This is a genomic window from Halostagnicola bangensis (genome assembly GCF_054653435.1).
In genome coordinates this window covers 2,194,418-2,220,057 of sequence record NZ_BAAIGG010000002.1, presented here as the reverse complement: position 1 = coordinate 2,220,057, position 25,640 = coordinate 2,194,418, and the positions used below count along the sequence as shown (strand labels likewise).

Genomic DNA, 25,640 nt, shown 5'->3' with positions numbered 1-25,640 from the left:
TCGATCGGCGAACACGACTGAGGCCGGCGAAGGCACGACACGAGGCCGAAAGACTATCGGCAGTCGACTAGAGAGAATCCTCCGAGAAGCTGATGGCGATACTCGACGATCTCTCGGGCTATGAGTTCGAGGACCTGATGGAGGACGTGTTCAGACACCTTGGATACGAGAACGTTCGCGTCTCTGCACGCAGTGCAGACGAAGGTCGAGATATCCTGATGGAAGAGGTCGTCGACGGACGACGCCGGGCGGTCGTCGTCGAGTGCAAACACACCGACACGGTAAGCCGGCCCGTCGTCCAGAAGCTGCACTCGGCGGTCGCGACCTACGACTACGACGGCCCCAAACGCGGCATGGTGGCGACGACCGGCCGATTTACCGGCCCTGCTCGAGAGTACGCCGAAAACCTGGGGGCGAATCGCGACGGTGGCGTCGCGCTCCTCGATGGAAGCGACCTCCGCGAGATCGGCGACGAGATCGGAATGGACCTCTACAACGGCCGAATCGAAATCCTCTGTGAGGAAACCCTCCGCCCGACTCACCCCACCGCCGGCCGAGATGCACCCGTCTTCGAGGCCACACAGGAGGTCGAGAACCTCGATCCGACGAGGATTCCCTCACCCCGGACGGCCGTCGACCTCGAGCCGATGGTCACCGTCAGCACACGAACGAGCGCAACGTTCGAGACCGGCGTCGGTGTGATCCACTCGCTCGACGAGACGAACGATCTGGTCTTGCACGCGAACCGCGGGCATCCACGAGTCGCAGAGGGAGCCGTTCGCGAACTCGTCGCGAACCGATCCGCACCTCGGATCGACCTCGAGGAAACACCTCTCGAGAATCGATTCGACGCCGTCTCTCGCGAGCGATACGGCCAGACGGAGACGGAGTACAAGGAGTGGGCCGTCGACCAGATCCAACAACGACAGACAACGACGGTACACTACACCGGTGACAACAACGTCGACTATCAGAAGACGTGCACGCCGAATCGATCCGACGTCAGCGTTCTCGATATCGATTCGGTCTACCTTCCGCACGTCCGATCCCGTCTCTCGCTTGGCGAATATGACTACGCCTACGAATACTACGCCGCTGGCCCCTCTCGAGCGACGACTGCGAACGACCTCCACCAGTGCGTTCACTGCGATGCGGCCGACGGAACGTACACCTACTGTGAAAACTGCGGGAGCATCAACTGCGAGGATCATATCGAAACCGAACGCCTCGAGGACGAGCCGATCTGTACCGGCTGTGCCGTCACCGAACGGTTCGCGCTGAAGACGAAGTACTTCTCCGACGAGGAAAACCTCGAAACGTTCCGCCGGCGGTACGACGAGATGCCGATTCACGAGAAAGCACGGGAGAACGTCGCGCTGGCCGTCGGAGTCGTCTTCGCCTCACTGTTCGTCGCGTTCGTACTGTTGAGCAGCGCCGGCGTCCTTTGATATGGTCTGCTGTAGCGAGTACCGGTACAACCTCGAGTCCTGCGGCTCACCGGAAATGACCGACAGCAGTCCGTATAAACGGCCGTGTCGATGGACTCGGCTCCCGACTGTGAGGGAGTATATTCTCGACAGTGAGGGAGTATATATGCGTTCTGGGCCGTAGTGGCGGCCACAATGAACACAAGTTCCGAATCGGAACTCTACGGAGCCCCGCGAACGGACGTCTCCCAGGATCAGGGATCGTTCAGAATCCACTTTAACTTTCCCGGCCGGAATCACCCCGACCACGACGACCACGGGTACGGACCGCTCGCGGCCGTCGTCGAGTCGTTCATGGATCCGGAGACGCTGATTTCGATGCATCCACACCGGAACGACGAGATCGTCTCCTGGGTTCCGTCCGGCGTAATGCGTCACAACGACCGAGAGGAGAACGCGCTGGTCACGGACGCCGACCACCTGCTGGTGATGAACTCGGGAAGCGGCTTTTGGCACGAGGAACGGACGCTCGCAGACGACCCGCCGTTGCGGATGTTGCAAATCTTCGTCCGACCGCACAGTCTCGATCTCACGCCGGAGATCCAACACGGCCCCGTCCCAGATCCCGTCGCCAACGAGTGGCGACACCTCTTCGGTCCCGACGGATCTGATGCGCCCTTCTTCGTGCGCAACGACGTCAACTTCTACGACGCTCGACTCGAGGAGGGAGCCAGCGTTGCGCTTCCCGAGATCGAGGGGTGGGATACGTACTTCTACGTCTTCGAGGGGGCGCTCGAGGTCGACGGCGTCCGCTTCGAGGAGGCCGAAAGCGGGCTCCTCGTCGGCGATGAATCCCTGACGGTCACCGCCCAGGAACAAACGGTGTTGGTCGCCTTTCTGGTCAATCCCGACGCGTCGATCACCCGGCGGGGAACCATCGGGCGGTGAATCTCGAGAGAGAGGTCGGTTACGTCGCTCGAGCTGAAACCAGTTCCTCGAACTCGATCGCGAAGGTTTCGACGTCCTCCCAGTCTGTATACTCGTAGTCGTGATCGGTGTCGGTATCGAGTCCTTCCCTTGAGGCGATGCGCTTCATCACGAACCGCGTGAGAAAGCCGTACTCGCTGTACTTGAGCGCGCCGGCGACGGGGTGGGTCAGGTCCGGATCCCATCGAGTGTCCTCGAGAAACTCCCGAAGATACTGTTCGGCTTCGGACTGTGCGTCCGGATCTGACTGTGCGGATGCGAGGGTGACGGAGAAAAACGCCGAGGGAACCCGGTTCAGGCCGTCGACGTACTCGCGAACGAATTCCTCGACGTATCCCTGGTGGCTGCCTTTGTGGATCGACGCGCCGATGACGACGCCGTCGTAGGCGAACTCGCTCGAGGTCAACGCACTCGGCGGATACTTCGCTGTCGACAGGACGACATCGTGGCCCGCCTCGCTGAGAACGTCACCGATGTGGTCGGCTATCTTTGCGGTCTGTCCCTCGCTCGAGCCGTAGCAGACGAGTACTCGAGCCACTAACGATCACCGTCGCCGGCTCTCGATCGCGGGTTCGGGTTCGACATAGTCGCTCGACGACGGCGAGACCCATCAAACGCGACCCTGCCTCGTTATCAAACGCGGCTCCCTCGCCATCAAACGCAACCCTCTCTCGAGAAGATTGTCTGCCACTCAGTCCGCACTGGTCCACGTATCGCCAACCACGGGTGCACTCGCGTCGAACCCGCTGTCGGCCAGTTCCGACGCGAACGCCTCGCATCGGTCGCCGTGGACGACGAGAACCTCGGTCTCTCGGTAGGACTCGAGGAACTCGAGGACGCCGTCTCGATCCGCGTGGGCCGAGAAGTCGTACGCCTCGACCTGCGCGCTGACCGGCATCATCCGCCCGTCGAGTTCGGCGCTGCCCGTCTCGAGGAGGTCGCGGCCCGGCGTCCCCTCGACCTGGTAGCCCGTCATGGCGATCTTGTTCACCGGGTGGCTCCGGACCTCGGGGACGTAGGTCATCGCTGGACCGCCGTGGAGCATCCCACTCGTGGTGACGATCACCGTGTTTTTTTCGGCGATTCGCTTTCGCTGGCCGTCCCTGCCGGTGACGAATCGAGCGTTCCCTTTCGCACGGCGGAGCAGATCCGGATCCCGGAGAAACTCCCGGTTTCGCTCCCGCAAAAACAGCTCCGTCACGCGCTTTCCCATCCCGTCAACGTAGCACTCGAGGTCGTGTTGTTCGCAGAGACAGAGCAGTTCCTGCGTGCGTCCGATCGCGAATGCGGGGACGACGACGGTGCCGCCCTCCCAGATCGTCCCCTCAACGCTCTCGACGAACGAGTCTTCGATCGTCCCGCGGGGCGCTCGCGTCGTGTCCGAGTAGGTGCTCTCGCAGACGACGATATCGGCGTCGGGCCGAGCGGTCGTCCGCTCGACCAGTTGCTGGTCTTCCGCCTGGAAATCGCCCGTGTAGAGGAGTCTGGTCTCCCCGTCGTCGATCAGCACGTGTGCGCTGCCGACGATGTGGCCCGCGTCGAAGAACGTGACCTCGTAGCCGGCGACCTCGAAGGGCTCGCGGTAGCCGTGGGTTTCCGACACCTGACTTACCCGCGCGACTTCGGCCTCGGTAAACGGACAGTCGTAGGTTCCACCCCGCTGAGTCGGCCCGTTCGAGGAGACGCCGTGGAGTTTCAGTGTGTCTCGAGCGAGCACCATCGCGAGGTCCCGCGTCGGCGGGGTCCAGTGGATCTCCGGGCGGGCGTCCCCCGAAAGCAGCGAGGGGAGCGAACCGACGTGATCGAGGTGGCCGTGGCTGACGACGATAGCCTCGGGATCGACGTCGCCGACGGGAAACGACGGCGGGTTCCCCGAATCCATCCCGAAATCCACCAACAGCGTCTCGTCGATAAGGAGTGCGCTCCGGCCGACTTCGCCGGCACCGCCACGAAACTCGAGTTCCATCTGGCGATCCTAGCCGTTCGAGTGGTTTTCCTCCATCGGTTCGCTCGGGCCGGCGACCTCGGTCAGCCTGATGAGATAGACGTCGAGCAAACAGATCAGCAAAACCGCGAGCGGAACGGCGACGTCGGTGTAGGTGACCGACTCGATCTGGAGCGCCGTCACGACGAACGGCTCGCCGGGCTCGAAAGCACCCGACAGCGTGCGTGCGCTCAAAAACGCCAGCGCGAGAACGTAGAGGCCGAACCAGGCGACCCCGCGACGCCACTCGCCGAGATAGCAGTGACCGAGCCCCGCGACGAGTGCGGTAAATAGGTACGCTGGCCAGTAGGGCCGGCTGGACTCACTCATTGGAGACGAGTACGTTCTCGAACGGAATTCGTGTTGCCCGCTCGAGTCGCTCTCGAGGGCGAGGATCAGCACGTTCGGTTCGTCCTTCCTCCGGGGGATCCGGTGGGGACCTACCCGTTTGTCTCGGGGTAACTGAACCGGAGTTGTCACCGCTACCGGCGTCGGTTTCGGTCGTGCGGGCGAGCGTACCCGCCGCACCAGCGGACTGTTCGACCGTGTGAACGGTTTCGAGCGCGGTGCGTGCGTACTCGAGTTCGCACTCGATCGGTTCCGAATAATTCAGCTCTCTCCCGGTCTCCGTCGCTAATTCGTCGGGACTCGCCGTCGGAGGGCCGCCGGGAATGTCGCTCGCGGTTCGGCCCGAAAGAACGCGAATCGCGATCGAATGGGGACTCTCGTCAGACGAACTCGACGACTCAGACGCTATCGCGAGCGCCCGCGAGAGCGAGTAGCCGTAGGTTCGGATAGATTCACGGACGGTTTCGGTCGCGTCGACTGCCGTCGCGCCGAGTTCGGCGGCGATGCCCGCGAGTATCGCATCCGGCGCGGAGACGGCAGGGACGCTCTCCGACAGCTGAGATTCCGCCCGTCGGGATCGATCGATACCCGAGTTCTCGAGGCCGCTACTCGGCTCGAGATACGCCCGTGAAAGCGCGTTCGAGCCGCTTGTGAAGACGCGAAACAGCTCGAGTTGTCGGGCATCGTCGGCGGACAAATCGCCGATCGAGGCGTGTGCGAACGCGTGTAAGTAATCTCCTGCGAGGATGGCCGCGTCTCGGTCGACCGAACTCGTGTATCGGTCGTGTTCGAGCAACTGGCTCCGAAGCTGAACGTAGCCCTGGAGTGCCTCTATCGCGACCGTAATCGCCTCGAGCATCTGCTCGGGGGGGCGTTCGCTCGAGGCGGCCGCGGCGGTCGTTTGACAGAGCGCAACCGGAAGCGAGTGATCGACCGGTTCGAGCGCATCGAACGCGATCGTCCGGACGGCCGGGGAGAGGGCGGGCATTGTTCGATCGAAACGATCGGCAACTGTTTCTGAAACGGATGTGGAGGTGTGTTCGGTCATTTTCGATCACCAGCTACTGTCACCGGGCGTCGTGGGTGCAGACGAGTTCGAGGCGGCGTTCGAAACGTCTCCTCGGCGACGGGGAACGAACACTCACTGGTTCCGTGCGCTCGCCGCTCCACGAGTCGCGTCGGGGCGGTCGAAGGCCGTCCGCCGCCGGCGAGGAATCCGCTTCGAACGACTGACCGGCGGGGCTGTCGTTCGGACGTGCGCCGTGAATGGTTACTGAGTTCGTTCATCGCGTTCGTCGCCGGTGGATTGATCGGTACTCGTCGATTCGCTCTGCTGTTCGTCGTCCCGCGATCCAGTTACCTGTTCGTTGTCCAACTCGTTTGTAACTTCTGCTCCGAGTTCGAACGTTTCGAGTTGCTCGTCCGGTCCGAGCGGATCTTCGGCACGCGATTCTGTCGGGAACTCGACGCCCTCAGCGAGGATATCGTCGATGATCCGGTCGACGGCCGCCGATCTGACCTTCTCGAGGTAGCTGTTCCCCTCGATCGTAATCTGACGGATACGAGCGCCGTCGAAGGAAGCGACCAGCAACGCGGCGACCGCTTCGTGATCGTGATCGACGAACTCGCCGGATTCGATCCCGTCCACGAGAATCCGCTCGAGGGTGGTCCGGAGTCGTTCGTCGCTCTTCTGGAGTTGCTCGCGGTATGTGTCGTTGTACGGTGCCTGCGCTCGCAATTCGAGCATCGCCGTGTGAAAGGACGTGCGCTCGTCGTCGTCGTCGGGCCCATACAAGAAAAGGTCGACGAACGTCGCCAATCGATCGACTGCTGAACGCGACGAGGCGGCCTCGACGCGCTTGTCGTGGCGCTCGAGCAGGTAATCGATGAAATCCGCGACGAGGTCCTCCTTGGAGTCGTAATGGTAGAACAGGAGGGATTTGCTCTTGTCAGTTCGGTCTGCGATATCCTGTGCCGTCAGATCGGTATACCCGTGGGTACACAACGCGTCGTACGTTGCGGCCATGATCGCTTCGCGAACGTCCGGATCAGTCACTAACTGACTAGTTAGTCAGATACGCTCAAAGAGGTTTCGCTTCCATCGGACGGTAGAGGCGTCTTATCGCCGATACCGACGGATCAAAAACTGCTCGTAGCCGCCGAAGGCGACCTCGAGCGAACCGATCCACCAGTTCCAGCGCTCAGCGGGGGTGCCATCGGGGGCGTCCGAGAGTTCGTCGATCACCAGGTCGTTAGTCAGCTCGAGGTCAATATCCGCTTCGTACCGGCCGGAATCGGCGAGGTCGACGGCTTGACGGGCAACGACGCGGGACTCCGCCGTCGTTCCGTCGAAGTGCTCGCGGAGACGGTCCTCGAGCAGATCAGGGCCGATCACCACAGGAAGAGAAACGACGGGCTGATACTTGACTCGACCGGCGGGGCGCAACGAGAAGGTCGATCGACGTATTTTTGACTGCAGGACGTTTTCCATCGGGCATGGCAAGTTTCACTGTCGTTGTCGGCGACCCGGACTCCGGGCTCGCACACCAACTCGAGGCGGACGGACAGGACGCAAATCGATTCCTCGGTAAGTCAATCGGCGACGAAGTCGACGGCTCCGCGGTCGGTCTTGAGGGCTACACGCTCGAGATTACCGGCGGCTCGGACGATGCGGGACGACCGCTGAACAAGACCGTCGCCGGGGCGGATCTGCAGGAAGTGCTGATGGAAGGAAAGCAGACGGGCTACAATCCGGATCGAGACGGCGAGCGCCGTCGTATCACGGTTCGTGGCCGCGAAGTTTCGGACGCCGTCGCACAGATCAACGCCTCGGTCGTCGAATCCGGCGACACTGCCGTCGAGGAACTGCTCGCCGAGGACGAGTAACGACAGCACATCCAGTTTTATGGCAGATCGACTTTCGAGTGATCATCCGTCGATTCGCACCGTCAGAGCGACGCTTTCGGAGACGACAACGGGTGTCAGATTGGAGATACCGGGCGAGGAGAGCGACGGCTTTTCGGTCGACGAACTGGTCCGAATCACGATCGAGGGAACCGAACGTTTCGCACAGATCGAACGAGCGCTCACCGGAGACGAACTTACGATCGAGGGCGTCTACGAGACGGCGGAGGGCGCTCGCGATCCACGCGAGGGAACCGACATTTTGCCCGACTGGTGTGGCGACCACACGGTTCGAGACGGCGGGTCGGTCCTCATCGACATCATCGAACCCGGGTTCGCCTACGGCCTTCGAAGTCCCGGCGAAACGAACTACTACGACGCCTCGGAGCCGCCAAAGAGCAGCCTGTCCGATATCGCGAACGATATCGAAGAGTCGTAGCGGCTCGCTCAACCGCTGAACCGTGTGACTCGGTTGCACCGGTGCGGTGACGAGCGCTCTATTCTCGCCGGAGATCGGCCTGTTACGCACGGTGGTTTTGGCCTCGAGAGCGGCGAGAAATTCGAGAGCGGTGGCTTGAGAACGTATACGCGTGCCATCGACGATGGCCGGTCGAGTTAGAGTCGATAGAGAAACGCGTACAACAGCAGCCCGAACGCCAGATGCTGGACCATCGTTTCCTCGACGCTCGACCGAACGTGGTCGTCGTCCGCGATTGCGTACTCCTTCGTTCGAATTTTCGAGTGCATCGAGAGGATCTCTTCGTCCTCGAGGTCGTGTAGCCGCGGATAGACGGTTCCAGGACTCAGTTCCGTCTCGAACAACGAATCCAGATCCGAAAGGAGCTCCTTCCCGTGTGTTTCACCATGTAACGAAATGAGCATGAGCAAGATGTCATCGAGGTTCTCTTTGATCATCGCGTCCTCGAAGTGGACGCCATCGGTCTGGAGCACGTCGTCGACTTGCGCCATCAGTTCCTCGAATTCGTGCTCGACATCGACGGGCTCTTCGGGTTCGTTCAGTGGTGTTTCGTGCGATTCCGACGTCTTGTTCGTAGCAATCACTCTCGATAATTTTGCGAAAAGGGACATGCTATCAGGTGGTTCCTCACGCATTCTCGATCACCATTGTGGGGGTTCCGTGGTTCGGTCAATCCACCACCGACCACACATCGCCGATGGCAGTCAGGATTGGAACGTAACCACGACTACTGAGTTCGAGGAACGGCCTCATTATAAACGACAGGGAACTGACCAGCATATCTTCTGATAATTCAAGTGTTTTTGACCACCATAATAACGTGAAGGCGGTTCGTGAAGAGAGCGCGAACAAGGTCGGTACGGTCTAAGAAGACGGGAAGCGGCAGTATATGCTAAATAACCAGCTCGGATCCGTCAGACCTCTGAATAGAAACCGAACCGGTTCCCGTATCAACGGTTATCGATCGTCCGATCGCACCACCGGTATCCGTCGACGTGATCGGTATTGCACGAGCCTCGAGCGCGGTCCGTGCGGCGATGAGGTTCTGTTTCCCGATCGACTGACCGTTTTTCTCGAAATCCATCATCTTCGCACCGCCCGCGAGTTTGGCTTCCATCGTCGAAACCGCACCGCCGACCTTCTTGATCGAGTCAATCATCGCTTCGATGCCCGAATCTCCGAACTTCGCCGGATTCGGACCCGAATTGGAGATTTTCTCGACCGATGGGAGCATAAAGTGCAACAGCCCGGTGACGGCCGCCGACTCGTCGTGAACAACGACGCCGATGCACGATCCGAACCCGCTCGAGCGAAGCGACCGGTACTCGCTTTGGGCCGTCAGTGCGTACTCGGCGATGCCGACTTTGAACGCCGATTTCGCGACGCTTTCATCCGGACTGGGAACCACGGCGGGAGCTTCGACCCGTGCCGCCTGATGGACCGTTACCGGGTCGCCCGCCTGCGGCGTCACCCGTCTCGAGGCGGGTTTTCTCGATTCGAACGATCGACTCGCGCTCGACCGATCGTTCGACGGTGATCGGGACAGAGTCGCACCCGTTTGACTGACGCGCCCTTCGCGCGATTCCGACGTACCAAACCCATCAACAAAATTATCAGTCATGTAAATCGTATTTCTGGACGTGTGACCGAGCGGCGAGTAGTAGTGAATTCTTGTTGCCAGCCGGCAAAAGGACTCTGGCCATTCTTCTAACACATATCCATACAGCGCCGATCGGACCCTCGAGAACGGCCCCAGGAGTCACGGCGGGGCCGCGAGAATTAAGTAGGTGTCTCGGAAACAGTTCGGGACGACAACGGTTTCAACAGCGGTTGAAATCGGGGGCGAATGTAACGTATGGCAGCACAAGAGTACGATCAAGACGGCGTTGGAGAAGGTATCGAGGAGTCGGACGACCAGGAAACGGTAGAGGTACTGGAGTTCGAACTCGGTACTGACGGGTTTTGCGTCGAAATCGGGTATATCGCGGAGATCGTCAACTGCGGTGAGTTGACTTCCCTTCCGAGTACGCCATCGCACATCGAGGGGGTCCTCAACCTGCGAGACGAGGCGGTAAAGGTAGTGAATCTCAAACAGTTACTCGACGTTGGGGGCACCTACAACGACGAAAAGCTGATCGTTTTCAAGCGAAAAGACGGTGCAGACAGTCGCCTCGGATGGCTTGTCGACGGCGTCAGAGGAGTTCACTCGTTTGCCCCGAACGACGTGGAAGCGGGGGGAGACGCACCTGGCGTCGAGGGTGTTATTCGACAGGACGAGGATTTCGTCATCTGGCTCGATCCGGCCCAGATGCGTATTTAAGGACGACCGAGCCACGGCGATAGCAGACCGAACGATATCGATTTCGTGTCAGCTTCGGACGCACCGAAACGAGACTCTCCAACCGGCTCCGTCACGATTCAGATTTACTCGTCGACAGAACTTCTCAAAAGAGATTGCTCGAGAGTATTGCTCGCCTTATACTGTCGGTTGGACCTCTGTAAAGATTCTCGCACCCCCCAGGCGACGAAAATGTGAACGACGTACAGTCGACAGTATCAGTTCTCGTCAGTACAGAGATCGACGATTGCCTCCGGAATATCCTCAATCGCGAGAACCTGTTCGATCGAGCCGGTTTCGATCGCCGCTTTGGGCATTCCGAAGATTCGAGACGTTTCCTCGTCCTGTGCGATCGTTCGACCGCCAGCGTCCGCGACCGACTGGATTCCAACCGCTCCGTCCTGTCCCATTCCGGTCAGAATAACGCCGATCACGTGATCGTCGATGACGTCCGCCGCCGTCCGCATCATGGCGTCGACGGCCGGCCTGACGTTGTTGATTTTCGGCGCTTTCGAGAGATCGATGTCGATTCTCCCCCGTCGATACCCCGTCACCTCGAGGTGGTAGCCCCCCTTCGCGAGGACGGCCTCGCCGGCCGTAATCGTCTCGTCGGCACCGGCCTCGCGAAACTCAAACTCCGTCGCCGCGTCGAGGCGGTCCGCGAACGAACCGGTCAGGGCATCTGTCATGTGCTGGACGACGATGACGCGGAGATCGAGCCCGGTCGGGAGATTTGCAAGCAGCGTTTCCACCGTCTCGGGGCCGCCTGTCGAGGACCCGATGAGTAACGTCGTCGTTCGCGTGGAGTCGACGGCGGCCGTGGATGACGAACTCGCTCGCGTCGAGGATCCGATCGACGAGCGATCCGACGCGGTCGACGCCGATGAACGGGTGCTCGTTCCGGTCTCGGCGTTCGACCCTCGAGCCGACCCGGCCGACGTCGACATCGACGAACTCGCTCGAGAACTGGACTGCGATGCGCCGGCGATCCGCTCGACGACTTCGTCGGCCCGGTCCCAGAGGGAAACCGATCGCTCCTTTCCGCCGGGCTTTCGAATGATATCGACGACACCACGTTCCATCAACTCGAGCGCCTCGTCGGCGTCCTCGTGGACGTGGGCGCTCAGAACGACGATCGGAACCGGATGGCGTTCCATGATCTTATCGACCGCCCAGTGGCCCCCCTGTCCCGGCATCGAGATATCCATCGTGATGACTTCGACATCGGTCGATTCGACGAGTTCGACGGCGGATTCACCGTCGCTCGCCTCCCCGACGACATCGTGTCCGCGTTGTTCGAGAATCTCGGTGAGAATATTCCGCATGAATGCCGAGTCATCCACGATTCCAACAGTAACCATATAAATAACGTATCAGGGCGGGTACTAATACTCTTTCAGTGTTTCCATCAATGCCGAAAAATCAACCAGAGGCACCTGAGCTTGCTCGTCGGCGCGATAGCCATGGATGATTCCCTCGAGATACGATTCGTCGATTGTGACGAGGTCCATCTCCGAGATGTCGTAGATCGGGGTGATGTCCGATTCGGTCGCCGATTCGACGTGGCTGATGTCGTCGACGCGAACCCCGAGGCGATGTTCGTCTTCGATTTCCTCCTGGACAATAATGTAGTCCCCGCCCGCGCCGTCTTCGTGGCTCGCGTTCGAAAGATCGACGATCACTTTCGGGTTTAGGACGGCGATGATCTTCCCTCGCATATCCGTTACACCGTCGATCGGTGCCGGTGAACGCGGGTAGCGAGTCAGTCCCGACAGCTCCTCGACGGAACTAATGCTCTCGAGCGGAGCGGCGAACAGTTCGTCGTTGAGTTCGAAGTACAGCAGCTTCGTCTTCTCCGTTTCTTTCGTTTCGGCCTCGTCGCCCGTCACGAAGTCGATCTCCGTTTTGGTGACAGCCATTCGTTCGCCGGTAGCGACACTGCCTAGCCCGGCCGTCGGTCCGCTGGCGGGTTCGTCAGTGCCCGGTTCGGCCGCCGGCTGTTGATCGTCGAGAGATGCCTCAGGTTCGTGTTCGAGTTCCGAATTCATGTCGTTGTATTCGTATACCGTCCCCGAATCGGAGCCGGTATCCACGGATCCGTCCGATGACGGAGGGGGTTGCTCGGTCGAATCGTCGTCACCGGTGGTAGAATCCGTACCGGCACCAGCGGTGGATCCGTCGTCGGTTCCGGCGGCTTCGCTGGATTCTTCATCGGATGACGGTGTCGTCGACGCGCTCGGAGAGACGCCGAGTTTTTCGGCCTTCTTCTGTTCTTCCGCCGAAAGCTTCTCTCGAGTTCGAGAGCCAACGTCGGAGAGCTGATCCTCGAACTCGTCGTCTGGATCTGATGGGTCTTCACTCATGCGTTTACCTCCTGTTCGTGGTTCCGTTCTCGACGACGGCGAATGCCGTCGATCGAGAGCTGTTTCGCCGCCTCGACGTCGATTCCGAGCGCCGGCGGGTCCGTTTGTGCCATAACGAGTTGGACGAGCCTGTCGTAGGTCTCGAGTTCCGCGTTGGATAAGGACTCCTCGTAGGCATAGAGCGACTGCTGGTTCTTTTTCGCTCTCGCGAAAGCGGCCCGGTGGTCCGTGACGACGCCTTTCTCCGCAAACGTCTCCTCGAACCAGGAGACGATCCGCTGGTGTTCGTTGGTCATCTTCGTCGAGTTGACCGTCATCACCGAAGCGAGATACTCGATATCGAGATCGTGCATCATCTCGAGGACGTCGTACTGATCGAAAAGCAGGTCGACGGAGTGGGGCATTTCCGTCTCCGGAATCATCGGGATGACGATCTTCTCGCCGGCCGTAACCGCGTTCTTCGCGTACGGGGAGAAATCCGGCGGACAGTCACAGATAATATAGTGGTAGTCGTCCTCGAACTGATCGAGAAGGCGTCCGAAACGATTCTCACCGGCGTCAGCCGCGTCGAGTGGCGTTTTGTTCCCGTTGTACGATTGGTTCGCTGGAATCAGGTCGAACTCCTCGTGATCGGTTTCTACCAGTTCGGTGACTTGATCCCACTTCGAGGGGTCGAGTAATACCTCATCCAGCGAGAGCGTATCGAGATCGAAGTACTGCTCGCGTTTGCCGAGGTTCGCTGTCAGCGTTCCCTGCGGGTCGAAATCGACCAAAAGAACGTCGAACCCCCGCGCTGACAGCCCCCCTGCGAGATTCATGGCGGTGAACGTTTTTCCGGTCCCGCCCTTCTGAAGCGAAACGGCGATCACCTCCGGCGTCTCGTCGTCCATAGTCATTCTGACATTTCCCCCGTCTGGTTGCGTGATAGAATCGTACTGTTATAGTGGTTCGTCATAAACCGACTCCCTCGGACACTGCTATTTGTATTCCCTCCGTAATACGAAGTTCGTGTACTGTTACACGAGAACTGTCAAACGCAATCCGGATAACTGTTCTGGCCCCCTCTGTAGAGGATACCTGAGCGTTCCGCGGAGACGGAAGTTCGAAGTCAGACTCCAGTTCAGTATTGTTCAATTCATCTGATGAGTCGTGGATAGAAACGACACCCCAATTGGCTCCAGAGGTGGATTGGCAGGTCCTGTAACGAGCGTAAGCAACCGATACCGAAACCCCATTGATCTGGTAATTCAGCCAACAAGCCTAAATCATTGGTATTCAACGTACTACGTATCAAGGTATGAGTGACGTTTTTGATACATTCATTCGCGAAAGTCAGGACGACCTTCTCCAACTCAATAACTCGCTGTTGGCTCTCGAGGACAATCCGAGTGACGCAGAAGCCATCGATGCGGTATTCAGGGTGAGTCACAACCTCAAAGGGAACTTTGGGGCGATGGGATTCGAAGCGCCGTCGAATCTCGCACACGCGCTCGAGGACCTCTTGGACGAAGTCCGTGAGGGAAAGATGGCGGTGACGAACGACCGGATGAACCTCCTGTTCGAGGCGGTCGATTCGCTCGACGAGATGGTCACGCAGATCGACGAATCGGGCGAGGTTCAACTGGATCCGAGCGCGACGGTCAATCAGCTCCGGGCCGAAATCGACGGGAGCGACGGTGCGGAAGTCGCCAGTGACTCCGAATCCGGAACTGCGGCCGACTCCGATACTGAAACGGGAGCGGCGTCGATCGATATTCCGTTCGATACGCTCGAGGAGACGGATGCGGCCGAAGCCGATTCGGTCTTTCACCTCGATCTCGCCATCGGCGATGGGGAGTCGAATCTCGTCGATGCAATGTTCATTCTCGGGGACATTCAGGATGGGTACACCGTTCACGCGGGAGAGCCACCGATAACCGATATCGAATCCGGCGAGTTCGACGACGGATTCGAGTTGTACGTCTCTCCGGACGAACCGGCTGACGCCGATGCGATCTTCGAGGAGTACGACGGTCATCGCTACCTGGAATCGGTCGACGTCGTCGACGTGACCGACGACGTACGTGGTGGGCTCACGGGCGAAGAACCCAGTGACGACGATTCGTCGGCGGACGAAAGCGGTGGATCGGTTCTGGATAACCACGATACGGAGATCGAATCGATCCGGGTCGACGTTACGACCATCGACGAACTGTACAACCAGGTCGAAGAGATGGTCACGAGTCGGATCAAACTCCGGAACACGATCGAGGATCTGGGGGTCTCCGAGGTCGAAAAGGAACTCAGCGAGCACGACAAGATTACGTCCAGAATTCAGGATACCGTTCTCGAGATGCGGTTGGTTCCCGTCAGGACCATCGCGGGCCACTTCCCGCGGCTCGTTCGGGATATCGCACAGGAACAGGGCAAGGAGATCACCTTCGAGATGACCGGCGTCGACATCGAGATGGACCGCTCGATCTTGAACGAGATGCGCGATCCGCTCGTTCACCTCATCCGAAACGCGATCGACCACGGGATCGAGAAACCGGATGTTCGGGAAGCGAAGGGGAAATCGAGAGGGGGGACCATCGAGCTTCGCGGAACGCGCGAACGAGATACGGTGACGCTGGCGATCGAAGACGACGGAGCGGGTCTTGATCCGGAGCGACTTCGCAAGAAAGCCATCGAAAAGGACGTGATGAGCCCCGCGAAAGTCCAGTCGCTCGAGCGCTCGGAGGTCTACGAGCTGATTTTCCATCCGGGGTTCTCGACGAACGACGAGGTGACCGATATCAGCGGCCGCGGCGTGGGGATGGACGTCGTCAATCGCGTCGTTCAAAGTGTCGACGGCGATATCGACGTCGAGAGCGAGCCCGGAGAGGGGACGTGTGTCACGCTAACCCTGCCCGTCAGCGTCGCAATCGAACGGGTGCTGTTCATCGAAACGGGCGAGGAAGCGTACGGAATCCCGATCAAGAACGTCGACGACATCTCCGTCATCTCTGATCTGGACATTCAGTCGTTCGACGACTCGAAGATCCTCAGCCACGATTCGAAGACCTACCCGATTATCGATCTCGGCGAGTCCCTCAACGTCCCGGAAACCGAAAAGCAAGACGACGACCTGATCGTTCGGGTCAAAGACGGCATCCGAAAAGTTGCACTGCGATGTGACGGGATGAACGGCCAGGAGGAAGTCGTCATCAAACCGTTCCACGGCTCGCTCAGTAGCACCGAGGGGATCAGCGGCGCGTCCGTCCTCGGGGAAGGCGACGTCGTGATGATCCTCGACGTCGAATCGTTGTAGCCGATTCGTCGCGGAAGCGATACTCTCGAGCGACCCGATTTTTCAGGAACCCAATGCAAATTCTCGGGGCCCATGTGCGAACGAGCACGGCGCTCGAGCGTGCTAGGGGCCAGTAAACCTAAACCCCGATAGCGAGGAAATATACCAATTACTACCCACATGAACGAGGATTCATATCGAACGGACGGCGGGACTGTGGCCGGGGTGGACCAACTCGATAAACTCGGCATCGGCGGCCAATCGCTGGCGTGGCAAAAGGAGTTCACGCGATTCGACGAGAGCGATCGAAAACGACTCGAGGAAATTTCGTCGGTTATCCGATCGGAGTCCGACCGCATCTCCCAAACCCTTGCAGATCACTCGATCGAGATGGGAACCATCGACTCGGCCGGCGCCGAGAGACTTCGACAGCAAACAGACGGCTACGTAGACGAGATGGCGTCCGCATCGTACGGTCAGCAGTATTACGAGGAGCGGGCGGAGGCCGGTGAGCGCTACGAGCAGATGGGAGTCGAGCCGAGTATCGTCATCGGAGCCTACACAGTGTACTTCGAGGCACTGGCCGAAGGAATCGCAACCGATGTGCTCGAGGAGATCGGTGTCGCGAACGCGGATCCCGATGCCGACGTTGCTGCTGGTGCCGTCCAAGACGGTGTCGAAACGATGGTCCAGCGGATCGTGTCGATGGGCAAGTTACTGAACTTAGACCAGCAGGTCGCGGTCGACCAGTACGTCAAGTCCTACGCCAACCTCGAGGAGGATATCGAACGTCGCGAATCGATCGCCCAGAACACTCAGGAAATGATCGCGGAACTCCGAGACGCAACTGAAGCGGTCCAGGAGGCGACCACCGAGATCGATTCCATGACCACGAACCAGTCCGAATCGATCTCGACGGTCACCAGCGAGGTCTCGACGGTCTCTGCGACCGTCGAGGAGGTCGCCTCGAACGCACAAGAGGTTAGTTCGACGAGCGCCGAGAGCGCCGAGTTCGTCGAGGATTCTCTCGAGAACGGCGAACAGGCGATCGAGAGCATGGAAAGCGTCGAGCAAGCGACGGAGCAGGTCTCCGAAGACGTCGAAGCCCTGCGAGAGGGGGTCGAAGAGATCGACGAGGTCGTCGAGGTCATCAACGACATCGCCGACCAGACGAACCTCCTGGCCGTCAACGCATCCATCGAAGCCGCAGATAGCGGCCAGACGGGAGACAGATTCGCCGTCGTCGCAAACGAAGTGAAGTCCCTGGCCGAAAATTCGAAAGAGGAGGCGAAGAATATCGAACGGACGGTAAACCAGATCCAGCAGGATACCGAACATACCGCAACGAGCCTCGAAACGGCAATAGAAGAACTCGACGAGAGCGTTCGGCGAGTCCAGGAGACGGTCGATAATCTCTCGCAGATCGAGGATCTGGTGAGCGATACGTCCGAAGGGATCAATCAAGTCGCGGAGGCGACGGACGATCAGGCGGCGAGCATCGAGGAGGTTGCAAGTATGACAGAAGAGGCAAATCGTCAGACTGAAGAAGTATCCTCGAAATCCGAGGAGATCTCCGGTGTCGCGGACGAACAGTTCGAACTTATGGACGATATCGAAGCGGAGGCAAAACGGCTAACAGAGGACGTTTGAGGCGAATACGTTCGGTTCGTATTCCCTCCCAGAGAGCAATCAGTTGCGTCTTTAGAGACATGATCCGTTAGAATAGCAAGTGGATTTATATACGTAACAGAGAATTACAAACGTGTTATTATGACCGGCGATGGGAGCGAGTATAAAATCTCTGATGGAGACAGGAGGAACGTAATCGGGTCGCAGTTGACTGCGGAACTCGACATCGACGCGGACCGAATCGAGTGGCGAAAAGAGTACACGCGGTTCGATCGGGAGGACGCCGCCCGCCTCGAGTCGATGTCGGGCCTGTTCGACGATATTGCGGACGATCTCGTCGACGAATTCTACGCGCATCTGCAGTCTCACGAGGAGACGGTCGCGATAATAGACTCCTCGAGCAAGCAGGTCGAGAGCCTCAAACGGACGCAGGCGGAGTATCTCAGAGACCTCGGCCGAGGAGAGTACGGCAAAGAGTACGTCGACCGGCGTGCCAAGATCGGGAAGCTTCACGATATGCTCGATCTCGGTCCGGAAATCTATCTGGGGGCGTATTCGATCTACTACGAGGGGATTCTCGGCGAAATCGGTACCGAAGCGAAAGAGCGACCGGAGCTGTCCGAAGCCGATTCGGATTCGGTCCCGGACGGCGCCACGACCGCCGCGGGGACACAGCACGATGAACCGATGCTCACCGCGAGCGAGGCTCAGGAGGCGGTTGACGACGCCGTCGACGAGGTCGTCGACCGAGCGCTCTCGGCGCTCAAACTTATCAACCTTGACCAGCAGGTCGTGATGGACACGTACATTCACTCCTATGCGGATATCGAGGAGGAACTCGAGCGCCGGGAACGGGTGACCGAAAGCGTCGAGGAGAGCGTTTCAGAACTCCGTAATTCGGCCGACAGCGCCGTGGCACAGTCGAACGAAGTCGGTCAGCTCGCCGAGGACCAGGTCGAATCGATGTCGCAGGTTTCAGGCGAAGTCTCGAGTCTCTCGGCCACCGTCGAGGAGATCGCCTCGAACGCGGAGGAGGTCAGCTCGACGAGCGAGACCGCAAAGGACATCGCCGACAACGCCTCCGATACCGCCGAAGACGCGCTCGAGAAGATGGAGAGCCTCGAGGCGGCCGCGGCGGAGGTTTCGGACGACGTCGAGAAGCTTAGAGAGCGAGTTGAGCGTATCGACGAGATCGTCAAAGTCATCAACACGATCGCGGATCAGACGAATCTGCTCGCGGTCAACGCCTCGATCGAAGCGGCGACCGCGGGCGAAGCCGGGGACAGTTTCGCCGTCGTCGCCGACGAGGTCAAGTCCCTCGCCGAAGAGTCTCAGGAGGAGGCCAAGAACATCGAGCAGATGGTCGATCAGATTCAGAAAGATACCGAAAACACCGTCGAAAGCATCGACCGGGCGGGAACGGAGACGGACGATGCGGTCGATCTCGTCGAGGACGCGGTCGAGGACCTGAATCGGATCGAAAACTCGGTTCGAGAGGCCACGACGGGCATTCAGGAGGTCGCAGACGCCACGGACGATCAGGCCGCGAGTACCGAGGAAGTCGCCAGCATGACCGACTCCTCGATGGGGAAAGCCGAAGAAATCTCCGCTGCGAGCGAACAGATCGCGAGGGCCAACGAACAGCAGGCCGAACTCGCAAAGGAGATCGAGGACGAAGTCGACCGGCTGCGCGACAACGACTTCTGATCGGCTGGTTCCGATCGACTTCTCACTCTCACCATTTTCATCGATCGACTTCTCGCACTGTTGTCCCCGCTCAGTCGTCGGTCAAGATATCCGCCGAGAGCCCCTGTGCCATCTCGATGTCTTTCGAGTTGTTGAGCGTAAACGCGGTTCGTTCGGTGACGGCTTCGATGGCTTCTCGAGCGCTTGGATAGCCGTTCCCCGACTTCTTCACGCCGCCGAAGGGGAGGTGGACTTCCGCGCCGATACACGGCAGGTTCGCGTAGGCCAGTCCGACCTCGCCGTCGTCGCGAAAGCGGTGAATCTTCCGGTAATCCTCGCTGACGATCGCCCCGGCGAGCCCATAATTCGTGTCGTTGTGGATCTCGAGCGCTCGATCTATATCGCCCGAGTATTCGATCAGGGCGACGTGCGGGCCGAAACACTCCTCCTGTAGACACCGCAGGTCGGAGTCGTACTCGAGTTCGTAGACGAACGGGCCGACCCAATGACCGTTCGCGAAGCTCCCGCTTCGCTCACCATCGGCGGCAGTAGCCGCCCCCTCTTCATGTCCGTCGGGTATCTCCTCGTCCTCGAGTTCGAAGCGATCGACGAGCACCTCGGCTCCTTCCTGTCGGGCCAGTTCGTTGTGTTTCGCGATCTTTTCGACGTGCTGGGACTCGATGGCGGGACCCATAAAGGTCTCTTCGGCCAGCGGATCGCCGACGGAGATGCTCTGTGCAACCTCGACGAATCGCTCTTTGAACTCGTCGTAGATCTCCTCGTGGACGATCAGGCGCTCGCTCGAGACGCAGCGCTGGCCGGTCGTCTTGAAACTGGACATGATCGCGGAGTGAATCGCGATATCCATGTCGGCATCCTCGGCGATGATGATCCCGTTTTTGCCGCCCATCTCGCAGGCCGCGAGTTTGCCGGGTTCGGCACCGACCTTGCCGGCGATCTCGTGGCCGACCTCCGCTGAGCCGGTAAAGAGGACGGTGTCGACGCGCTCGTCGTCCGTGATAGCCGCGCCGGCGTCGCCGAAGCCCTGTACCATGTTGAAGACGCCGTCGGGGATGCCCGCGTCTTCGAACATCTCGGCGATGATCTGGCCGCACCACGGGGTCTGTTCGGCGGGTTTCCAGACGACCGTGTTCCCCTCGACCAGCGCGATGGCCATGTGCCAGAAGGGGATCGCGACGGGGAAGTTCCAGGGGGTGATACAGCCGACGACACCCCGGGGCTTTCGACGCATGTAGGCGTCCTTCGAGGCGATTTCGCTGGGAACGACGTCGCCGTGAGGGTGACGGGCGTTGGCGGCGGCCCACTCGACCATGTGATAGGCTTCGATGACATCGGCTCGCCCCTCAGAGATCTCCTTGCCACACTCTTTCGTGACGATTTCGCCGAGTTCGTCCGTCCGCTCGCGTAGTTCGTGATAGATGTCCCAGAGGTACTCCGCCCGGTCGATGTAGGAGAGTGCTCGCCACTCCTCGGCGGCCTCATCGGCCGCCTCCAGTGCGGCGTCGACATCCGACTCGGTCCCCCGTTCGAACGTCGCGAGCGTCTCTCCCGTAGCCGGGTTCTCGCTCTCGAACGTTTCTCCTCCGTCGCCGTCGGACCACCCACCCGCGATGTAGTGGTTGTACACGTCGTCGGCAGATTGTTGAGCCATGGATATTCATCGTTCCTCCGAAGAATAGTAGGCTCCCCTCCCATGGTCGGGACAGAGGTTTAAACGAGTGTGTGATACTAGCTGACAATGGCGACGACAGAGACAACGGACGACTATCCAATGGGGGGTGCTCGTCTCACACTCGAGATCTGGCATCCGGACTGCTGGACGCTCGAGGTAACGGAGGCGACCGACGCCAGTCTTCTCGCACACACCGTCTACAACGCGACCGACGGCCGGGTCAAGGGACACTTCACGGCGTACGGAGACTCGCTCGAGGAAACAAACGAATTGATTCAGGAGACCCGAAACTCGCGGCTGACGGACTCCGTTGTCGTGATGCAACGTCGGTACGGGTTCGACGAGGCAAAGTCCGTTCCGGGCAACACCGCACGCGAACTGTTCGTCGAGTACGACCCGACCCACACGATCAGCGACGCGCTCGCGTCGGAGGGGTTCATCCAGGAATCGGCAGTGCGGATCCGCGACGGCACCGAATTTTGGTCCGTCTTCGTCGGCGACACCGATCGCGACCGACTTCACGAGCGCCTCGAGGCCGTCAGGGAGAAGGGGTCGGCCGAGATTACGGTCACGAAAATCACCACGAACGACGCGTTCAGCGACGAAAGCCCTGGCCGCGTTGCCCTGCTTTCGACGCGCCAGCGCGAAATCTTCGAACTCGCGTGCGAACACAACTACTACGCCTGGCCGCGAGAGATTACGACTCGAGAGCTCGCAGAAAAGGCGGACGTTTCGAAAACGACGTTGCTCGAACACCTCCGGAAAGCCGAGGCGAAGCTACTCGACCCGGCTATCGAGGAAGTGACCGATCCACTGTGACCGTCCGAGAAATCGCCTATTAGACACGATAATTTCTGTAATATGTTGTTGAATCATTTGGTCGGTGTTGTGGTTAAGAGTTCCCGCTTTCTAGATCCGACTAGATGATTCCACCGATCGCCAGTCGGTTCGTCGCCGGCGAGTCGCCACCCGAAGCGCTCGAGCACGTCCAACAGCTCAACGACGACGGCGTCGGGGCGATCCTCAATTTGCTCGGCGAACACCACGACGACCCTGACGTAGTCGCCGACGATACCGACGCGTACTGCTCACTCGTCGAGTCGATTGCGATGTCGGGCTTCGATGTCTGTATCTCGGTCAAACCATCACAGATCGGCCTCGATATCGGACCGGAGGTGTTCGAATCGAACCTCGAGCGGATCGTTTCCCACGCGGCCGAACGGGACGTCTTCGTCTGGGTGGACATGGAAAACCACACGACGACGGACGCGACGCTCGAGGCCTACGAACGGCTCGCTCGAGAGTACGCCTCTGTGGAGACGGCCGAATCGATGGAATCGGCGGAGCTCGAGGTTGTCGAAACCGTCGAAGGCGGAACGGGCTCCGAAGGAGTAGTGCTCGAGGACGATGTGGCGCTCGAAGACCGAGCGGCCGTCGAAGGAGCCGTCGGGCTCTGTCTCCAAGCGAACCTGAAACGCACGCGTGAGGATCTCGAGCGGCTGAACGACGTTCCCGGCAAGGTCCGACTCGTCAAGGGAGCCTACGACGAGCCGAAATCGATCGCCTACAAGGACAAAGACCGGGTCGACGAGGCGTACCGAACCCTGCTCGAGGACGCCTTCCAGAACCGCGACGGCGGCATCGCGATCGGGAGCCACGACCCGACGATGATCGCGTACGCTCGAGAACTCCACGAGGAGTACGGAACGCCCTACGAAGTCCAGATGCTGATGGGCGTTCGGGAGGACGTCCAGCGCGAGCTGGCGGCCGATGGCGTGACCGTCTATCAGTACGTTCCCTACGGTTCTCGCTGGTTGTTGTACTTCTACCGGCGAGTCCGCGAACGCAAGGAGAACCTGTTATTCGCCGCTCGAGCGATCCTGTCGTGAGTGAGGGGTCGGGCTCGAGCGATCGGTGTTGACGAACAGCCAGACGGTACACGCGAAGGCGATCACTCCGGCGACGGTTGCGATTCCGAAGGCTAGCTGGTAACCGGTCTCCGTGTAGACTCGGACGCCGCCGACGAGTTCTCCCGTCCAGTAGGCGTCGAGCGCCCAGCCCATCACCGTCGGGAGCATTGCGGCGCCGAAGAACGACGCGCCGTTTATCGTCCCCGTCGAGATACCGCTCGCGCTGCTGGGATGCCTGTCCTTAACGATCGCGTACCCGAGCAGGAACGAGCCGAACAACACCCCGGTGAGGAAGAAGGCGAGGCCGACGACCACCAGCGGCGGGTCGCCGGTAACGGCGATCACCGCGAGCGTGACCGCGAAACAGGCTCCGCCCACGATCATCAACTCGACGCGGCGCTCGAGGCGGTCCGAAAGCCAGCCGAACGCGGGCGGGCCGACCATCACACCGAGACCGCCGAGCAAAGTGAACACCGAGGCGTAGGTGACCGAGACGTCGTACAGTTGCACGACGTAGGGAACACCCCAGAGTCCGAAGATGGTGAGGTTGACGCCGTTCGCACAAAAGAGCATGATGCTCACGACCCAGATCCAGCGGTCGCGAAGGACCGCAGAGAGATGGGTCCGAAGTTCGGCGTTGGTGAGCGTCGACTGGCCGGGGACGCCGTCGATTTGCTCGAATCCGGCCGCCTCGGGCGTATCTCGGACGAAGACAAACACGGCGACGGCACAGAGGAGGCCGACGACGCCGAGCCAGCCGATCGAGGCGCGCCAGCCGGTTGCGTCGACGGCAACGGCAAGCGGCGTGGTTGCGAGCACGCCGCCGATGCCGGAGACGGCGAAGCTCAGGCCGCTCACCGTCGCGAACTCGTCGGCTCGAAACCAGTTCGCACAGAATCGGAGGATGCAGACGAAGATGACGCTCCCGCCGAGGCCGACGAGCCCGCGGGCGACGCCGGCGGCGAAGTAGCTGTCAGCGAGCGCAAACCAGATTGCGCCGACGTTCATCACCACCCCGCCGGCGGCCGCCGTAAGTCGCGGGCCGACGCGGTCCGCGAGGATCCCCGTCGGGATCTGCATGAACGCATAAACCCAGAAGAAGACCGCGTGGAGCGTCCCGAGTTGCGCCCCGGAGGTTCCGAAGGCGACCATGAGATCTTCGGCTAACACGGCAGAGGACAGTCGATTGACGTTTACCAGAAGAAAAGTCACGCCGAGCGTGCCCCAAAGTAACCAGCGGCGTCGGAGCGGATCCTGCCAGAGTCGCATTCGGTTGCACTCTCCCTCCGAACACCGAAAATCTCTCGAAAGCGAACTCGAGTTACGCCACTCTCCCAACGGAACACGACGACTCCACTGCGGTAGATGGATTACCCTCGACCTCACAGCAGTACCCATGCGCGAACTCGACGGCGCGGACGCCGGCGGTCAGTTCCTCCGAACGGCGCTGTCGCTCTCGGCTCTCGAGAGCGAACCGATCCGGATCGAGAACGTCCGAGGGGACCGGTCGACGCCCGGCCTTCGACCGCAACACCTCGCCGTCCTCGAGACCATGGAAGCGATCTGCGACGCCGACGTTTCCGGTGCTGACGTCGGCTCGCAGACGGTGACGTTCGAACCGAACGACGGGTTCGAACCGAACAGCGATTGTCGGGTGTCCGACCAAAACGGGATTTCCGGCGGAAGCTACGCAGTCGACATCGACACTGCGGGGAGCATCACGCTCCTGTTCGACGCCGTTTTGTCGCTGGCGACCGCCCTCGAAGGGCCCCTCACGATTACCGTCACCGGGGGAACTGACGTCGCGTGGTCGCCGGCGATCGAGTACTCGACACAGGTTAAACTCCCGCTGCTCCGAAGTTTCGGACTCGAGGCGTGCGTCGACGTGGATCGGCGCGGGTTCTATCCGGACGGCGGCGGGAAGGCGACGCTCCACGTGGCTCCCTCGAGCCTCGAGCCGATCGCCCTCGAGATGCGCGGGAGCATCGACGGCGTTCGGTGTTACTCGACGGAGTCAGCATCGCTTTCGGACAGCGATGTCGCTTCGCGGCAGGTTTCGGGAGCGCTCGAGCGCCTGTCGGGGACGAACGAGTCCCTGGCGTCGAACCGGTCCGGCGATGCGGGCGAAGTGGGCCAGCACGAAGAACTCGAGGTTCGGACCCGGCGAGAGACGACCGCCGCGAGCGATTCTCCCGGCTCCGCTATCGTACTCCGGCTGGAACACGCCGGCGGACTGGCGGGCTTCAGCGCCCTCGGGGAGCGCGGGAAGCCGGCCGAGCGAGTCGGCGAAGACGCGGCCGACGCCGCGAATCGGTTTCTCGAATCGAGCGCCGCGGTCGACCGACACCTGGGCGATCAGTTGCTCGTCTTTCTCGCCCTCGCCGGTGGACGGGTTCGGATACCGACCGTGACCGAACACGTCGAGGCCAGCCTGGAACTGCTCGAGGAGTTCGGCTTCGATTTCGGTCGCGAGCCTGCGGACGACGCCGTTCTCGTGGGTCGAGCGTAGGCGGAGGACAGTCCCGCCGAACCCCTTCGAGAGATCAGTATACCTTTTATCACACCCCTTCGTTTTGCCAGACATGACCGAATTACGGCGGACGGAACGACCGCTGGGAGGACCGG

Annotated in this window: 24 protein-coding genes; 11 read left to right on the top strand and 13 right to left on the bottom strand. The window is 60.4% G+C overall.

Annotation, left to right across the window (positions count from 1 at the left end; all coding sequences use genetic code 11):
* The first annotated feature begins 92 nt into the window (after positions 1-92).
* Together ACYQ14_RS12775 and ACYQ14_RS12770 are read left to right on the top strand one after the other, a co-directional pair.
* Positions 93-1,448: a restriction endonuclease gene (locus ACYQ14_RS12775; protein WP_459888760.1), complete on the top strand. Its 1,356-nt coding sequence runs from the start codon at positions 93-95 to the stop codon at positions 1,446-1,448.
* Positions 1,449-1,622: 174 nt separating this feature from the next.
* The gene (locus tag ACYQ14_RS12770; protein WP_459888759.1) at positions 1,623-2,375 is read left to right on the top strand and encodes a pirin family protein; all 753 of its coding nucleotides are present in this window, start codon (positions 1,623-1,625) and stop codon (positions 2,373-2,375) included.
* 19 nt (positions 2,376-2,394) lie between these two features.
* Here ACYQ14_RS12770 and ACYQ14_RS12765 read toward each other — a convergent pair whose 3' ends face one another.
* The 6 genes from ACYQ14_RS12765 to ACYQ14_RS12740 form a co-directional block, all read right to left on the bottom strand.
* Entirely contained in the window at positions 2,395-2,952 is a 558-nt protein-coding gene (locus ACYQ14_RS12765; protein WP_459888757.1) for a flavodoxin domain-containing protein, read from the bottom strand.
* Between the two features lie 153 nt (positions 2,953-3,105).
* A complete protein-coding gene (locus ACYQ14_RS12760; RefSeq protein ID WP_459888755.1) occupies positions 3,106-4,380 on the bottom strand; it encodes an MBL fold metallo-hydrolase in 1,275 nt (424 codons plus the stop codon).
* A 9-nt stretch (positions 4,381-4,389) separates the two neighbouring features.
* Entirely contained in the window at positions 4,390-4,728 is a 339-nt protein-coding gene (locus ACYQ14_RS12755) for a hypothetical protein (RefSeq protein ID WP_459888753.1), read from the bottom strand.
* Positions 4,721-5,734, bottom strand: a complete 1,014-nt coding sequence (locus ACYQ14_RS12750) for a hypothetical protein (protein ID WP_459888751.1) — start codon at positions 5,732-5,734, stop codon at positions 4,721-4,723. The genes ACYQ14_RS12755 and ACYQ14_RS12750 overlap by 8 nt, the downstream gene beginning before the upstream one ends.
* A 282-nt stretch (positions 5,735-6,016) precedes the next feature.
* Positions 6,017-6,802, bottom strand: a complete 786-nt coding sequence (locus tag ACYQ14_RS12745; RefSeq protein WP_459888749.1) for a TetR/AcrR family transcriptional regulator — start codon at positions 6,800-6,802, stop codon at positions 6,017-6,019.
* A gap of 63 nt (positions 6,803-6,865) precedes the next feature.
* Positions 6,866-7,144: a WNWW family protein gene (locus tag ACYQ14_RS12740; RefSeq protein WP_459888747.1), complete on the bottom strand. Its 279-nt coding sequence runs from the start codon at positions 7,142-7,144 to the stop codon at positions 6,866-6,868.
* A 98-nt stretch (positions 7,145-7,242) separates the two neighbouring features.
* On the opposite strand from ACYQ14_RS12740, the gene ACYQ14_RS12735 reads away from it, so the two are divergent.
* Both ACYQ14_RS12735 and ACYQ14_RS12730 read left to right on the top strand, forming a co-directional pair.
* Entirely contained in the window at positions 7,243-7,632 is a 390-nt protein-coding gene (locus tag ACYQ14_RS12735; protein ID WP_459888745.1) for a 30S ribosomal protein S6e, read from the top strand.
* Positions 7,633-7,651: 19 nt separating this feature from the next.
* Positions 7,652-8,089: a DUF7112 family protein gene (locus ACYQ14_RS12730; protein ID WP_459888743.1), complete on the top strand. Its 438-nt coding sequence runs from the start codon at positions 7,652-7,654 to the stop codon at positions 8,087-8,089.
* 176 nt (positions 8,090-8,265) lie between these two features.
* On the opposite strand, the gene ACYQ14_RS12725 is transcribed toward ACYQ14_RS12730, so the two are convergent.
* Complete coding sequence (locus ACYQ14_RS12725; RefSeq protein WP_283836075.1) at positions 8,266-8,763, bottom strand: helix-turn-helix transcriptional regulator; 498 nt, start codon at positions 8,761-8,763, stop codon at positions 8,266-8,268.
* A 257-nt stretch (positions 8,764-9,020) separates the two neighbouring features.
* Positions 9,021-9,599, bottom strand: coding sequence for a chemotaxis protein CheD (locus tag ACYQ14_RS12720; RefSeq protein ID WP_459888741.1), 579 nt, complete (start codon positions 9,597-9,599; stop codon positions 9,021-9,023).
* Positions 9,600-9,983: 384 nt separating this feature from the next.
* Here ACYQ14_RS12720 and ACYQ14_RS12715 point away from each other — a divergent pair, with 384 nt between their 5' ends.
* Complete coding sequence (locus tag ACYQ14_RS12715; protein ID WP_459888739.1) at positions 9,984-10,448, top strand: chemotaxis protein CheW; 465 nt, start codon at positions 9,984-9,986, stop codon at positions 10,446-10,448.
* A 236-nt stretch (positions 10,449-10,684) separates the two neighbouring features.
* Here the strand turns inward: ACYQ14_RS12715 and cheB are convergent, their stop codons facing one another.
* The 3 genes from cheB to ACYQ14_RS12700 are packed head-to-tail and all read right to left on the bottom strand — an operon-like array spanning position 10,685 to position 13,725.
* Positions 10,685-11,827, bottom strand: a complete 1,143-nt coding sequence (cheB, locus tag ACYQ14_RS12710; RefSeq protein ID WP_459888737.1) for a chemotaxis-specific protein-glutamate methyltransferase CheB — start codon at positions 11,825-11,827, stop codon at positions 10,685-10,687.
* A 24-nt stretch (positions 11,828-11,851) separates the two neighbouring features.
* A complete protein-coding gene (locus ACYQ14_RS12705; RefSeq protein WP_459888735.1) occupies positions 11,852-12,829 on the bottom strand; it encodes a chemotaxis protein CheW in 978 nt (325 codons plus the stop codon).
* A complete protein-coding gene (locus ACYQ14_RS12700) occupies positions 12,826-13,725 on the bottom strand; it encodes a ParA family protein (RefSeq protein ID WP_459888733.1) in 900 nt (299 codons plus the stop codon). Before ACYQ14_RS12700 ends, ACYQ14_RS12705 begins: the two co-directional genes overlap by 4 nt.
* A gap of 401 nt (positions 13,726-14,126) precedes the next feature.
* On the opposite strand from ACYQ14_RS12700, the gene ACYQ14_RS12695 reads away from it, so the two are divergent.
* From ACYQ14_RS12695 to ACYQ14_RS12685, 3 genes are all read left to right on the top strand, one after another.
* On the top strand, positions 14,127-16,118 hold the full coding sequence (locus tag ACYQ14_RS12695; RefSeq protein WP_459888732.1) for a chemotaxis protein CheA: 1,992 nt from the start codon (positions 14,127-14,129) through the stop codon (positions 16,116-16,118).
* A 159-nt stretch (positions 16,119-16,277) separates the two neighbouring features.
* Positions 16,278-17,747 carry a methyl-accepting chemotaxis protein gene (locus tag ACYQ14_RS12690; RefSeq protein ID WP_459888730.1) on the top strand — a complete coding sequence of 490 codons (1,470 nt, stop codon included), beginning with the start codon at positions 16,278-16,280 and terminating at the stop codon, positions 17,745-17,747.
* A gap of 120 nt (positions 17,748-17,867) precedes the next feature.
* Positions 17,868-19,433: a globin-coupled sensor protein gene (locus ACYQ14_RS12685; protein ID WP_459888728.1), complete on the top strand. Its 1,566-nt coding sequence runs from the start codon at positions 17,868-17,870 to the stop codon at positions 19,431-19,433.
* Between the two features lie 70 nt (positions 19,434-19,503).
* On the opposite strand, the gene ACYQ14_RS12680 is transcribed toward ACYQ14_RS12685, so the two are convergent.
* The gene (locus ACYQ14_RS12680; protein WP_459888726.1) at positions 19,504-21,084 is read right to left on the bottom strand and encodes an aldehyde dehydrogenase family protein; all 1,581 of its coding nucleotides are present in this window, start codon (positions 21,082-21,084) and stop codon (positions 19,504-19,506) included.
* 87 nt (positions 21,085-21,171) lie between these two features.
* Here ACYQ14_RS12680 and ACYQ14_RS12675 point away from each other — a divergent pair, with 87 nt between their 5' ends.
* Both ACYQ14_RS12675 and ACYQ14_RS12670 read left to right on the top strand, forming a co-directional pair.
* On the top strand, positions 21,172-21,924 hold the full coding sequence (locus ACYQ14_RS12675; protein WP_459888725.1) for a helix-turn-helix domain-containing protein: 753 nt from the start codon (positions 21,172-21,174) through the stop codon (positions 21,922-21,924).
* A 104-nt stretch (positions 21,925-22,028) separates the two neighbouring features.
* The gene (locus ACYQ14_RS12670) at positions 22,029-22,994 is read left to right on the top strand and encodes a proline dehydrogenase family protein (protein WP_459888724.1); all 966 of its coding nucleotides are present in this window, start codon (positions 22,029-22,031) and stop codon (positions 22,992-22,994) included.
* Here ACYQ14_RS12670 and ACYQ14_RS12665 read toward each other — a convergent pair.
* Positions 22,965-24,284, bottom strand: coding sequence for an MFS transporter (locus ACYQ14_RS12665; protein ID WP_459888722.1), 1,320 nt, complete (start codon positions 24,282-24,284; stop codon positions 22,965-22,967). The two genes, ACYQ14_RS12670 and ACYQ14_RS12665, sit on opposite strands and share 30 nt — an antisense overlap.
* A gap of 127 nt (positions 24,285-24,411) precedes the next feature.
* Here ACYQ14_RS12665 and rtcA point away from each other — a divergent pair, with 127 nt between their 5' ends.
* Positions 24,412-25,524, top strand: coding sequence for an RNA 3'-terminal phosphate cyclase (gene rtcA, locus ACYQ14_RS12660; protein WP_459888721.1), 1,113 nt, complete (start codon positions 24,412-24,414; stop codon positions 25,522-25,524).
* The last annotated feature ends 116 nt before the right edge of the window (positions 25,525-25,640 follow it).